This is a genomic window from Niallia yueguangensis (assembly GCF_052663115.1).
This window is the reverse complement of record NZ_JBQTCX010000008.1, coordinates 159,377-173,708: the sequence shown is the minus strand read 5'-3', so window position 1 is coordinate 173,708 and position 14,332 is coordinate 159,377. Positions and strand designations below refer to the sequence as shown.

At 37.2% G+C, this 14,332-nt stretch carries 11 protein-coding genes; 10 read left to right on the top strand and 1 reads right to left on the bottom strand.

Going from position 1 to position 14,332, the window contains the following annotated elements; all coding sequences use genetic code 11:
• Positions 1–274: 274 nt before the first annotated feature.
• A complete protein-coding gene (locus tag ACTYA4_RS09850) occupies positions 275–1,918 on the bottom strand; it encodes a PucR family transcriptional regulator (protein WP_443481923.1) in 1,644 nt (547 codons plus the stop codon).
• 155 nt (positions 1,919–2,073) lie between these two features.
• Here ACTYA4_RS09850 and ACTYA4_RS09845 point away from each other — a divergent pair, with 155 nt between their 5' ends.
• The 10 genes from ACTYA4_RS09845 to ACTYA4_RS09800 all read left to right on the top strand — a co-directional run bounded on the left by ACTYA4_RS09845 (position 2,074) and on the right by ACTYA4_RS09800 (position 14,330).
• Positions 2,074–3,438, top strand: coding sequence for an aspartate aminotransferase family protein (locus tag ACTYA4_RS09845; protein WP_443481922.1), 1,365 nt, complete (start codon positions 2,074–2,076; stop codon positions 3,436–3,438).
• A gap of 653 nt (positions 3,439–4,091) precedes the next feature.
• A complete protein-coding gene (locus ACTYA4_RS09840) occupies positions 4,092–5,465 on the top strand; it encodes an NAD(P)-dependent oxidoreductase (RefSeq protein ID WP_443481921.1) in 1,374 nt (457 codons plus the stop codon).
• 74 nt (positions 5,466–5,539) lie between these two features.
• Positions 5,540–6,808, top strand: coding sequence for an NAD-dependent dihydropyrimidine dehydrogenase subunit PreA (gene preA / locus ACTYA4_RS09835; RefSeq protein WP_445505620.1), 1,269 nt, complete (start codon positions 5,540–5,542; stop codon positions 6,806–6,808).
• Positions 6,809–6,926: 118 nt separating this feature from the next.
• The gene (hydA, locus tag ACTYA4_RS09830; RefSeq protein ID WP_443481919.1) at positions 6,927–8,345 is read left to right on the top strand and encodes a dihydropyrimidinase; all 1,419 of its coding nucleotides are present in this window, start codon (positions 6,927–6,929) and stop codon (positions 8,343–8,345) included.
• A 52-nt stretch (positions 8,346–8,397) separates the two neighbouring features.
• A complete protein-coding gene (locus ACTYA4_RS09825; protein WP_443481918.1) occupies positions 8,398–8,658 on the top strand; it encodes a hypothetical protein in 261 nt (86 codons plus the stop codon).
• 43 nt (positions 8,659–8,701) lie between these two features.
• Complete coding sequence (locus ACTYA4_RS09820; protein WP_443481917.1) at positions 8,702–9,934, top strand: Zn-dependent hydrolase; 1,233 nt, start codon at positions 8,702–8,704, stop codon at positions 9,932–9,934.
• 202 nt (positions 9,935–10,136) lie between these two features.
• Positions 10,137–11,684, top strand: coding sequence for a spore germination protein (locus tag ACTYA4_RS09815; RefSeq protein ID WP_443481916.1), 1,548 nt, complete (start codon positions 10,137–10,139; stop codon positions 11,682–11,684).
• 37 nt (positions 11,685–11,721) lie between these two features.
• Positions 11,722–12,915 carry a Ger(x)C family spore germination protein gene (locus tag ACTYA4_RS09810; protein ID WP_443481915.1) on the top strand — a complete coding sequence of 398 codons (1,194 nt, stop codon included), beginning with the start codon at positions 11,722–11,724 and terminating at the stop codon, positions 12,913–12,915.
• Positions 12,912–13,136, top strand: a complete 225-nt coding sequence (locus ACTYA4_RS09805; RefSeq protein WP_443481914.1) for a hypothetical protein — start codon at positions 12,912–12,914, stop codon at positions 13,134–13,136. Before ACTYA4_RS09810 ends, ACTYA4_RS09805 begins: the two co-directional genes overlap by 4 nt.
• A gap of 105 nt (positions 13,137–13,241) precedes the next feature.
• Entirely contained in the window at positions 13,242–14,330 is a 1,089-nt protein-coding gene (locus ACTYA4_RS09800; protein ID WP_443481913.1) for a GerAB/ArcD/ProY family transporter, read from the top strand.
• Positions 14,331–14,332: the final 2 nt, after the last annotated feature.

The following is a 14,332-nucleotide window of genomic DNA, read 5'->3' as shown; positions in this document are numbered from 1 at the left end:
AGTTTAATTTCAATAAAATATTTTGAACACGCCATACAATGAAGCTGGTATGAGAGAAGCCTAAACTTTCTGCTTACAAGAAGAACAAAAACAATGAGCACCATTGTTATACAGATATTGTTTCAAAATGCGCAGCTCCGACCTTTTTCCACAGAAAAAGGGTTCGGAGCTGCGCCTGCTTTCAATAGAGGAAAGCGACGAATAATGGTGCTTAGTAGTAAGTGTTTACCCTTATTAGAGATGGAGTAGCTCTGCTCACGCCACCTTTCTTAAGTTAGAAATCTGCCTTTTCGAGTAATCTTTGTTCGCTCCCGTTCTCCAAATAGTAGGCTTGAATAGCTGTTTCAATCGCTAAACGATTAGCAGGATTCATAAAATCTTTTCCTAATAAGGATTCTATTTTTTCGATTCGGTGATAAAGTGTTTGACGGACAATAAATAGTCGATCGGCAGACTCTTTTTTTGAACCGCTGCACTCCAAATAAACAGCAAGCGTTTTAAGTAATTGACTGTCATTTTTTGCATCGTAAGCAAGGAGTTTTCCAAGGTAATTGTCAATATAATTCTTTAACTCTCCAGATTTTTGAAGAGGGAGCAGCAAGCGGTAAATACCGATTTCTTCAAAAAAATGATTCTTTATTAAGTTGTTTTTCTTTAAGGATAGTACACTCAGTGCTTCCTCATATCCTTTTTTTACAGATGAAATATCCCTTGAAATCGAACTTATCCCGAAATAAGGGTGAGCAGGGAAATAGGCAGAGTCGATGAATAAAAAGGTATTAGCAAGCTGCTCCCATTTATTTTGTTCTGTTTCTGTAGTGAAAATAGGTGGTGTAAACACAATTGCGATAATTTCATGTGGTCTCACAGAAATAATTGGATGAAAGCCTTTTTGTTGAAATAAGGAACGAAGCATCATCGATATTTGTACTTTTGACTCATTCCAGAGTGAACGATTTAAATCCGCGATGCTGTCTATCGCCCAGCAGATGATTCGGTAACCTGTTTGCGGATAGTGTATCGGGAATAGAGAACGAATTTGGTTATTGTTAATGGACTTATCAGACAGCAGCGTTCGAATAAATTCTTCTTCCACATTCTGTTTTCTTTCCTCCATTGTCCGATAGCGAAGTAAAATTTGGGAGATCGCTATCGCTGCTCGATCTAAAACAAGCAAATAAAAATCATTATAGAAAAATTCGTTTATTTCAAGAAAAATATATCCCCATATTTGCTCAAATACTCGTACAGGCACTGTAACAAAGGAGTGGTGCTGTAAAGAAACAAATCGTTTATCTCCTATATTAAAGTTTTCTTCTTGTAAATAGGAATGAATGATGCATTCCGTCTGCTTTTGATTGGATGGATAATAATATGACTCACTATCATGACATAAAAAGAATGCAGGGTGTTGAAAATAGTGATGTAGTTCTTGTAAGATTTTCAACATGCCGTTCGGTTGTAGGGAAAGCTTATTAAAATGATTGGATAAGCGGTCAAGATCAGTTATCCGCTGATGATGCTGATTGATGATGACTGTATGAAGATCTTGTGTAATTTCTACAAATTTAACCGTCTCTTCAAAAATAATAATCGGATAATTTCTTTCGTCCGCCAATTCAAGTACATTTTTTGGAATGCTTGTAATACAAGATCCCATTTCTATACAAAGGCATGCGGTGTCAAGATCTATCAATTTTGAAACATATTCTAGCTGAATTTGTGCATCCAATTGGAGGTTGATGCCTGTTGTTAAAATAAGTTCTCCGCCATTAACAAATCTCTCCATATCCTTTACTTCTAAAATATGAGACCACTTTATCTTTCTCTTTAATCCATTTTTTCCAGCCAATAATTTGGCTTTGTCAAACGTCTTTCTTTTTAACACATCTGAAACAGTTAATTCAAGCTCTTTCATCTAGACATCCTCCTAAATGTAAATCCGTCCGCTTAAACATTTTACACTATGTAAAATGAAAATTATTTAAATTATCTGTAAATTAAATAGTATCCTAGTATATATTCATACGTCAATAAAGGCGTATTTTCACTATTGGAAGGAGATGGTATGAATTGGATGATGTTAAGACGTTATCATTAGTAGAAAAAGATCAAAAAAACATTTGGCATCATATATCTCCGTTCGTAGAAGAAAAGCCAGCGATGATCGCTGTCAAAGGAGAAGGAGCCTGGTTGACGGATTATGATGGCAACCGGTATTTAGACGCTATGTCTGGTTTATGGTGTGTAAATGTAGGGTATGGAAGAGAAGAGTTGGCAAAAGCTGCTTATGAACAAATGAAAGAATTATGCTATATGCCAATGACGCAAAGTCATGTTCCTGCCATTGAACTTGCTGAAAAAATTAATGACTGGCTAGAAGGCGAGTATATGATTTTTTATTCCAACAGCGGATCAGACGCAAATGAAGTGGCTTTTAAAATAATCCGTCAATACCATCAGCAAAACGGTGAACCAAACCGTTATAAGTTTATTTCTCGACATCGTGCCTACCATGGCAATTCCATGGGAGCTTTATCGGCAACCGGACAGGCACTTCGAAAATATAAATACGAACCGCTTGCAAGCGGGTTTCTCCATATAGCACCGCCAGATCCATATCGGTGTCCAACAAATCTCACAAGTGAAGAGTTAAGTATAATGCGTGCAGAGGAACTAGAGCAGAAAATTATTTGGGAACAAAAAGAAACAATTGCCGGTGTAATTATGGAACCGCTGATTACTGGAGGAGGCGTATTAATCCCCGATCCTGTTTATTTACAGAAAGTACAAGAGATATGCAATAAGTATGGAATTTTATTAATTATTGACGAAGTGATATGCGGATTTGGCCGGACAGGGAAAAAATTTGGTCATCAGCATTTTAATGTGAAGCCAGATATTATTACGATGGCAAAAGGGTTAACGAGTGCCTATCTTCCATTATCTGTTACTGCTGTCAAAAAAGAAATTTTCGAAAAATTTAAAGGGAATGAAGAGAATTTGCATTTCCGCCATATTAACACTTTCGGTGGGAATCCTTCTGCCTGCGCCGTTGCTTTAAAAAATCTCGACATATTAGAACGTGAAAATTTAGTAGAACGAGCTGCTTCCAGCGGAGCATATTTATTAAAAGAATTAACACCGCTAGCAGCAAGCCATCCGAATGTTGGCGATGTCCGCGGGTTAGGCATGATCATTGGAATTGAATTAGTCGAGGATAAAGCAACAAAAAAACCTGTTCCTGCGGATTTTATGGGGACAATCGTACAGGCATGTAAAGATGAAGGGTTAATTATCGGTAAAAATGGAGACACGGTAGATGGTTTTGCAAATGTATTAACATTAAGTCCACCTTTATCCTGCACCGGCGATGATTTAAAGTTTATTATTTCTGTGCTGAGAAAAGTACTTGCGGAAAACCAATATATTATTTAGGGCAAATCATTCAAGTTTATTTGCCCTCCTTTTAATTAGGGTATCTAGAAAAAAACATTATTAGAATAATCAGAAAAATAAAATTATTTGTTTACTAACTAGAAATTTCCATATATAATAGACTTATTATTTTTTTAGGCTGTTTTCTCAAAGTTTGTTGTTTCTTACGCAAAAAAATGGGAGAAGAAGTACTTAGCAGATTGAATACACGTAGACTCCTGTGGGAATGCGAGAAAGACGAGACCCCACAGGAGCGTATGCGACGAGGAGGCTCGACGCTCGCCCACGGAAAGCGAAGTGTATTCAGGCTGCGAGTTTAAAAGCAATATTCTATACGAAAACAGCCTTTTTAAAAATTTCATCTAACATACAAAATGTGATTGTTTTCTTGCATTTTTGTCCTTCTTTATCGTGTTTACTTTTACGCACCTCATTTTTACATTACAAAACATACTACTTCTTAATTTTTGTTTAATTATTGTTATCAAGCCAGGCATAGATAACCGCAATATATATGGTAAACATTTTAAACATCTAAAAAAATTTAACCTCATAAGCAAATTATCAAACTCATAAAATAGCAAAATGCATTCATTCTATTTTGAATTTACAGGAAAACTTGCTTGTTATCTAAAAATAGAAGGAGGTTTTTTATGCGTTCAACAAACTTTTCACAGATAGTAAAAGAGAATTTAGCTAAAAATTTCGAGGAAGTAGAGCGTGGATTAACGAATCAGGAAGCATTGGAAGAAGCGAATCGATGTCTTTATTGTTACGATGCTCCTTGCATTACAGCTTGTCCAACTAGTATTAATATTCCATCTTTTATTAAAAAAATTGCTTCAGGCAACATGAAAGGATCTGCCAAAACGATTATGGATTCCAATCCGATGGGGGCGAGCTGTGCACGAGTATGTCCTACGGAAGAATTATGTGAAGGGGCATGTGTACTCAATCACTCTACTAAACCAATTATGATTGGCAATCTGCAGCGTTATGCAACAGATTGGGCGATCCAAAATGATCAGACTTTCTTTGAGGCGAATAAAAGCAATGGCAAAAAGGTTGCAATTGTTGGAGGGGGTCCGGCTGGATTATCAGCTGCAAGAGAACTTGGACGTTTAGGTTATGAAGTGACGATATTTGAAGCAGAAGAAAAGGCAGGAGGATTAAATACGTATGGCATTGTTTCTTTTCGATTGCCAAAGGAGATTTCTTATTGGGAAGTAGAGCAAGTAATGAAACTAAATGTCGACATTCGTACTAATACAAGAGTAGGCAAGGATATCTCTGTCGAGGAGATTTTGAGAAACTATGATTCTATCTTGCTGGCAATTGGCATGTCCCATGTTCCTGATTTAGGAATAGATGGGGAAGATTTAGAAGGGGTTTACGATGCCATTCAATTTGTAAAAGAAACAAAAACAAACCCAATTACAGATGAATTAGTCGGGAAAAAAGTAGCTGTAATTGGTGCCGGAAATACAGCGATTGATGCAGCAACTTGCTCGGTCCGCCTTGGGGCAGAAAATGTGAAAATTTTATATAGACGGAGTATAGAAGAAATGACGGCTTATGATTTTGAATATGAATTCGCAAAACAAGATGGCGTAGAATTTAGGTGGCTGACTGCACCGAAACAGATTATTGGTGATGAAAACGGTCAAGTTAAGGGAATAGAATGCATCAAAATGGTACTAAGTGAACGCGGAGAGGATGGACGCAGCCGGCCGGTTCCGATAGAAGGGTCTGAATTTATGCTTGAGGTAGACCATGTTATAAAAGCGATCGGTCAATCCCGCTATGCAGAGCTTCTCGAGCAATTTCATCTGGAACATGACAAAGGGATAGTCAAGATTAATCCGGACACTTATCAGACATCCAATAACAAAGTATTTGCATGTGGGGACGTTATTTTCGGAAATGGGCAAGGCGAAGCGATGGTTGTATCCGCTGCACAACAAGGAAAAGAAAGTGCATATGCTATTCACCAAGTGTTTTTTGCTGCAAGGGTAGAAACCGCATAAAATGAAACCTGATTCAGTCGGGAGATTACTGCCCGTTAATACGGGATAATAACTCAAAATTAGGAGGCTGATTTATGGCAGATTTACGCATTAATTTAGCAGGTATAAAATCACCCAACCCTTTTTGGCTGGCATCTGCTCCTCCAACCAACACAGGTTATCAAGTGCAGCGTGCCTTTGAGGCAGGCTGGGGAGGAGCGGTATGGAAAACATTAGGTGACCCAATATTGAATGTTTCTTCGAGATTTGCAGCTGTTAGTTTTAATGGTCAAAAAGTAGCCGGCTTTAACAATATCGAATTAATTACAGATCGTCCATTGGATGTGAATTTAAAAGAAATTTACGAAACGAAAAAACGATTTCCTGATCATGCAATTATTGCTTCCTTAATGGTCGAACCAAAGCAGGAGAAATGGCATGAAATTGTGAAAAAAGTCGAGGATGTTGGCGTTGATGGGCTGGAGTTGAACTTTGGCTGTCCACATGGCATGGCGGAAAGAGGGATGGGATCTGCTTCTGGGCAAGTGCCAGAATTAGTAGAAAAGCAGACTTATTGGGTAAAGGAAGTGGCAAAGACCCCCGTTATTGTCAAACTGACACCTAATATAACAGACATTACAGCAACAGCAGAAGCGGCCGTAAATGGCGGTGCAGATGCAGTCAGCATGATTAATACAATCAACAGCTTGGCTGGCGTTGATATTGATACATGGCAAACCATTCCTCATGTAGCAGGAAAAGGGGCGCATGGTGGATATTGTGGGCCAGCGGTAAAACCAATTGCCTTACATATGGTTGGTGAGTGTGCGAGGAATCCACGAATTAATGTGCCGATATCGGGAATTGGAGGAATCTCTTCATGGCGGGATGCGGTTGAATTTTTATTAATGGGGGCAACAGGGGTGCAAGTTTGTACGGCGGCAATGCACCATGGCTTCCGCATCGTAGAAGATATGATCGAGGGGTTAAGCAATTATTTGGATGAAAAAGGACTTTCTTCTGTTATGGATTTAGTTGGAAAGTCTGTTCCGAATTATTCAGACTGGGGAGACCTTGATCTAAATTATCAAATCGTGGCAAAAATTAATAACGATGTATGCATCAATTGCAATAAATGCCATATTGCCTGTGAAGATACGTCCCACCAATGTATTGATATGTTAAAAGATTCTGATGGAAACAGTTATTTACAAGTAAGAGAAGAAGATTGTGTCGGCTGTAATTTATGTTCGATTGTTTGTCCTGTAGATGGAGCCATTGATATGATTCATATTCCGAATGAGCTTCCGCCGATGACTTGGAATGAACGGCAAGCAGCGCTCGGTGCTTTTACAAAAACGTAGAGTATGGTGAATAAGTAAACTCGTATCTTAAGAAAGAAACAAGAAATAATGAAAAATAATCCACCGAATAACTAGAAGAAACTGAATGTCTATTTTAGATGGGATGGAGAGGATTTATATGAAAAAGATCATAAAAAATGGAATAATTGTAACCGCAGCTGATACGTATTGTGCGGATATATGCATTGAAAATGGAATTATTACACAAATTGGCGAAGATTTGCATGCGGTAGATGCGGAAATGATTAATGCAAAAGGTTGTTACGTATTCCCAGGCGGAATTGATCCACATACCCATTTAGATATGCCATTTGGCGGTACAGTGACGAAAGATGATTTTGAAACAGGTACGAAGGCAGCTGCTTTTGGCGGAACAACGACCATTATTGATTTTTGTTTAACTTCTAAAGGGAAACCATTAAAAAGCGCAATCGAAACTTGGCACAGCAAATCGAAACAAAAGGCGGTCATTGATTATAGCTTTCACTTGCAGATTGTAGAAGCAAATGAAGAGGTGCTAAATGAGCTGCCAGACATCATTGAAGAAGAAGGAATAACATCTTTAAAAGTATTTATGGCGTATAAAAATCATTTTCAAGCAGATGATGAAACACTTTTCCGCACTTTAGTTGCTGCCAAGGAGTTAGGGGCACTTGTAATGGTACATGCAGAAAATGGAGATGTAATTGATTATTTAGTGAAGAAGGCACTAAAAGAAGGAAAGACAGATCCGATTTACCATGCTTTAACAAGACCTGCTGAAGTGGAAGGGGAAGCAACAGGAAGAGCAGCTGTTTTAACAGGGTTAGCAAAATCTCAGCTTTATGTCGTGCATGTATCTTGTTCTGCAGCTGCCAAAAAAATCGAAGAAGCAAGAAGCAATGGCATCGATATATGGGGAGAAACATGTCCGCAATATTTAGTATTAGACCAAACTTATTTAGAGAAACCTGATTTTGAAGGAGCGAAGTATGTATGGTCTCCTCCATTACGCGAAAAATGGAATCAGGAAGTGCTGTGGAATTCCTTAAAAACAGGGCAACTGCAAACATTAGGATCGGATCAATGTTCTTTTGACTTTAAAGGGCAAAAGGAATTAGGAAAAGGAGACTTCTCGAAAATTCCGAATGGTGGTCCCATTATCGAGGATAGGGTAAGTATTTTATTTTCTGAAGGTGTGAAAAAAGGAAGAATTTCGCTTAATCAGTTTGTAGATATTATGTCTACGAGGGCCGCGAAACTATTCGGACTTTACCCGAAAAAAGGAACGATTGCCATTGGAGCAGACGCAGATCTTGTTATTTTCGATCCGGAAATCGAACGAACGATTTCTGCAGAATCACATCATATGGCCGTAGACTATAATCCGTTTGAAGGCATGCAAATTACGGGTGAGCCTGTGTCTGTCTTATCTAGAGGAGAGTTTGTCATTCGAGATAAACAATTTGTAGGGAAACCGGGCGCTGGACAATTTATTAAACGGGCAAAATACGGTGAAACTCAAGAGCCAAAGGAAAGCAAAACATTAACGATATAATAGAAACTTCTTTGTCAAGGTTGTTCAAAAAGTCCGGGAAGGGAGAGGCAGCATGTCAGAATATCAGCAGTTCTTGCAAGAGCGTGATCAAATAGACTTTTTGCTCCAACAAGGCTACCGAATTAAAAGTGTTGTAGAAAATTTAAATGGTACAGTCGTAGAATTTGAAAACAATAAGGTAGCTGAGGAAGAAAGCAGAATAGAAACGTTGTATCTAGGCACAGCAAATGCAAGGAAATATTTTTCTGCAAAATTAATCAAACAAGAAGGGGTCACCACTTGTGAGAAAAGGGGACGGAGGTACACTCCTTGAAATGTAATGATAGAAAAAAGCTGCTTCGAAGGGAGAGTTCTATATGGAGGGACAAAAACTGTTAATTAATGGAGAGAGATTAAAAGAGTCACTCGAGAAGTTTGCTGATTTTGGACGTACTAAAAATAATGGAGTCACACGACTGTCATTATCGGAAGAAGATGTGAATGTCCGGGGATTTTTTCGTGCTTGCTGCGAAGAATTAGGGATGTCCGTCAAAGTAGATGATATGGGAAATATGTATGCTACATTGGCAGGCAAGGAAGATAAATCTCCGATTGTCATGGGTTCTCATCTTGATACGGTAAAAAAAGGGGGAAGATTTGACGGGGTATTAGGTGTTGCTGCTGGCTTAGAGGTCGTTCGAACCATCGTGGAAAATAAACTGACTCTTCCCTTTCCGATAACGGTTGTTAATTTTACTAACGAAGAAGGAGCCAGATTTGAACCTTCTATGATGGCATCAGGGGTTCTCTCTAGTAAATTTGATAAGAAAACAATGCTCGAAAAAAAGGATGTCGAAGGAATCACCTTTGAAGAAGCATTAAAAAGCAGTGGATATGCAGGGGAGGAAGCATCTCGATTAAAAGAAGCAACCGCCTTTTTGGAAATGCATATAGAACAAGGACCGATTCTTGAACGAGAATCTTTGGCGATAGGAATTGTAGAATGCGTGGTCGGAATGGTTTGTTATGAAATCGAAATTACTGGTGAGTCTGATCATGCAGGTACAACTCCAATGGACATGAGAAAAGATGCTCTCTTTGCTGCAAACAATGTCATTGCCGAATTACGCAAAAAGCTTGGTGCTCTTGATCAAGAGTTAGTATATACAATGGGAAGAATGAACATAACCCCAAATATTCATACGGTTATTCCAAATAAAGTTGTTTTTACAATTGAAGCAAGACATAAAGACCCAGAGGTTATGAAGCAAGTAGAGGACATCATTCTAAACCTTGCCGCGTTTTCTGAGCTGGAAGGCTGTACGTTAAAAACAGAAAAGTTATGGGATCGCACTACTGTTTGGTTCGATGAACATATCCTAAATATAATGGAGAAATCCGTATCATCATTAGGCTACTCCTATAAAAAAATGGCTAGTGGGGCAGGACATGACGCTCAGTTTATCGCAAGTTTATTCCCAAGTGCGATGATTTTTGTGCCTAGCATAAATGGCAAAAGTCATTGTGAAGAAGAATTAACAACATGGGAAGATTGTGAAAAAGGGGTTAACGTTTTATTAGAAACGGTACTGGAACTCCAAAAAGAATAAAATAGAAAAAATGAATATAAGGAAATCCCTCATGTAAAGCAGTTGTTAGCATTAACTGTTTTACATGAGGGATTTTTTTGTTATAGAAAAGAATCGGCTTCACTTTCGTTTCCTAAATTTTTAACAAATAGCCAAAATCAGTGCATAAGACTAACTAGTAATTGCAAAAACTATCCATAACTTATAAAAAACTGGAAAGGAGATGATTGGATTGTTTCGTAAATCTCCAAAAAATAGGCAGGTTAAAATTCCTAATGAAATAAAGAATATCGAGATTCTTTCTATGAACCTAGATGAGAATGTAAAGGAGCTGCAGTCGATATTTGAAACGAGTTTTGATATTGTGTTTCATTCGTTTGTTTTGGCCAACGATATAAAAGCGATTGTCATTTATATAGAGGGATTAGTGAATACAGAATTATTGGAACAACATGTTTTAACTCCCTTATTAACAAAAATAGCAGAACAACAAGAAACTTTAGAGGATAGCATTGAAGATACATTGCAGGTTGCGAAAAAGAAAGAAATAAAAACAATAAAAGCTTGTGTGGAAAATATTTTGATAGGAAATCCGGTTTTATTAATTCATACACTAAATAAAGGCTATTCATTAGGTTTAACACGCTGGGAACAGCGCTCCATCGAAGAACCTCAAAGTGAAAGTTTGGTAAGAGGTCCAAGAGAGGGGTTTATCGAGTCTTTGGGGGTAAACCTTTCACTTATTCGTCGTAAAGTAAAAAGTCCATTGTTAAAAACAGAATCCATGACAATAGGGAAATACACAAGTACAAATATTGCGATTGCTTATATAAAAGGAATTGCGGAAGAAGGGCTTTTAGAAGAAGTGAAAAGCAGGCTGAATCAGATTGAAATAGATAGTGTACTAGAGAGTGGATATATAGAGGAATTAATTGAGGATAATTCTTATTCACCGTTTCCACAAATTCTTAACACAGAACGTCCTGATGTAGTCGCCGCGCATCTGTTAGAAGGAAGAGTAGCAATTTTGGTTGATGGAACTCCTTTTGTACTAATTGCTCCAATTAGTTTTTTCAGTTTATTGCAATCGTCAGAGGATTACTATCAGCGCTTTTTTATTAGCTCCGTTATCAGGATATTGAGGTTTACCTTTATGATGATATCTTTGTTGCTTCCATCACTTTATATTGCAGTTGTTACGTATCATCAGGAAATGATTCCAACCAATTTATTAATAAGCATTGCAGCAGCGAGAGAGTCTGTGCCATTTCCGGCATTTATCGAAGCGTTTCTTATGGAGATAACATTTGAAGCATTAAGAGAAGCAGGGGTTCGCTTGCCAAAACAAATAGGGTCTGCCGTTAGTATTGTTGGCGCCCTTGTTATTGGTCAAGCTGCCGTTCAAGCTGGATTAGTATCTGCTCCAATGGTAATTGTAGTTGCCCTAACAGGTATTGCATCGTTTATGATTCCCTATTATTCACAAGGAATATCATTGCGGTTGCTTCGTTTTCCTATGATGATCCTTGCTAGCACATTAGGATTGCTCGGCATTATGCTAGGTATTATTGCAATTATTATCCATTTATGTGCTTTACGCTCATTCGGTGTTCCTTATCTTACGCCAATTGCGCCATTAAAAGGAAAAGAATTAAAAGACTCTTTTATTCGGGCTCCATGGTGGAAAATGAATACACGTCCTCATTTAACAGGACATTATAATAAATATCGCCAGAATGGCGGACAAAAGCCAGGACCACAAAGGAAGTAACAACGGAAATGCAACGTGATAGGAAAGGATCACTTAAATGAATATTCATGTACTTAATAAACTGATAAAAACGATTATGCTGCTGTTTATTATCGCTAATTGTTTTATTCTAACAGGCTGCTGGGACAGAAGAGAAGTATTTGATATGGCAGTGGTACTTGGTACTGCTATTGATAAAACAGACGAAAACGAAGTTGAGGTTACTGTGCAAATATTAGTGCCAAAAGGTGTTGGCAGTCAAGCAGGAATTCAATTAGGTGGTGGCAAGGTTGTTGTCGTACGATCAGATAAAGGGAAGAATATAGCCGATGCTACCTCTAATTTAGAGATGAAATTGCCAAGAAACATTTTTTGGGGACATTGCAAAATGTTTATCTTTGGAGAAAGTTTGGTAAAAGAAAACGGGATTAGGAAAGAGCTTGACTTTATTTTACGACATCCACAGCCTAGGGAACGAGCATATGTCTATATAGCAGAAGACAATGCGAAAAAATTTTTAGAAAAGCAGCCTTATATAGAATTATACGTTGGTGAAGGCATGCGCAAAATGATTGAAAAGAAAATTGTCGTAAAAAAGTCAGTAAAAGATGTACAGGAATTGCTTACAAGCGATGCGAAATCCGTCGTCCTTCCATATATGAAACAGATAAAATCTGGGGAAAAGGGTAAAGAAAATCTTATTGCCACTTATGATGCAGCCGTATTCAAAAAAGATAAAATGGTCGGACTGCTAAATAATAATGAAATGAGAGGAGTTTTATTGATTCGCAATGAGTCAAAAATAAACAGTATCACCGTTCCTTTAAAAGGTCAAAACTATGTGTCTGCTCGAGTCGTTAATGTGGGTACAAAATTAGATCCTATTATTAAAAAGAGCGAATGGAAAATGAATATCAATGTAACTATTACATGTGCAGTATCTCAAAATGGAACAAACTTGGATATGATGAACCCTAAAATAGTGAAACAAGCAGAAAAAGAAATAGGAAAAGTAACAAAATCGAGAATAGAAGATGCTCTTCAAGCTGTACAAAAAGATTTACAGGTTGATGTGCTTGGGTTTGCGGATAGTTTTCATCAAAAATATCCAAAAGAATGGCGAAAGGTAGAAAAGAACTGGGATGAGTTTTTACCTGAAATAAAAGTTAAGACGAAAGTAAGTACAAATGTTCTTCGTTCTGGATTAACGACGTTGCCAACTGGATTAGAAAGAGATGAGGTAGAAAAATGAAGTGGATGTCTGTGATAGGGATCATCTGTGTACTGGCGATTATGATAGCGTATGAATGGCCGCGAATAAACAAAACAGAAAAAAAAGAAAAGTGGGCATTTTTGGTATTAACAATGTCTAGTGGAATACTAGCTATCGTTTTGCTGTTTTTTCCAACATTACCCGGTCCTTCTCAATGGGTCCATACTATGTTTAAACCTCTAAGTAAAATACTTAAATAACACTGCATTATTTCATTAAATTATGTGTTATTAAACAATAGATGCAAAAAGCTTATAAAAATTATTACAGTCTAATAGGAGTATTAAAAAAATGAGGTTATAAGAATGAATAAAAAAATAAAAATTTCGGCATTTCAAATGATGTATTTGCTTACTATGACTATATTGTCAACTGCTATTCTTTCTATACCATCGGTTACTGCTAAAACTGCAGGGCGCGATATGTGGATTTCTCCATTTTTCGCAAGTATTAGTGGGTTATTTACGACTTTTATTATATATAGACTTCATAAAAAGTTTCCTGATGAGACTATTTTTCAGTACAGTAAACATATTGTTGGAACTTTTTTATCTAAATGCATAGGTTTTATTCTTTTGCTGTATCTATTATTAGTGACAAGCATCATTGTAAGAGAATATGCTGACTTCATTATGATATCTTTTTTGCACTTAACCCCATTAGTTGTAGTAGTAGGGAGCATGATTATCCTTTGTGCCTTTTCTGTACGATCCGGATTAGAAGTGATTGCAAGAGCAGCCCAAGTATTTTTTCCAATCTATATAATTCCTTTATTAATGCTGCTGCTGCTCATATATGATTTCAAATTAGGTAATATGTTTCCTGTTTTAGAACATGGATTGAAAGCCCCATTAAAAGGAGCCCTGCAGCCATCCCTTTGGTTTAATCAAATTTTTCTTATGGCAATACTGCTTCCATATTTAACAGATAAGCAAAAAGGAAACAAAATGGGATATATAACGATCCTTTTTAATTTAATTTGTATGGTTTTTCTTAATTTTGTTTGTTTATTTGTTTTTGGCGAAGATGTGAATGTGTATAATTATCCAGTTTTTACAGCTTTTCGCTACATTTATATCCCACCTTTTTTTGAACGGTTTGAGTCAGTAGTTATTGTAGTTTGGGTATTAGGTCTATTTATCAAGGTTTCCTTGTTTTATCAATTACTCGTACTAGGAACGGCACAATGGATAGGGATTAAAAATGAAAAGCCCCTTGTTTTTCCCTTTGGATTTTTTATTATTGTGATAGCCATTTGGTTAAGTCCAAATGTGGCTATTTTAACAACCTTTATTGAAGAAACAGTGCCTGTACTTGAAATTCTTTTATATGTCTGTATTCCAGTTTGTTTGTTAGTAATAGCAATGATTCGAGGGAAAAGCAGCAGAAATTAACA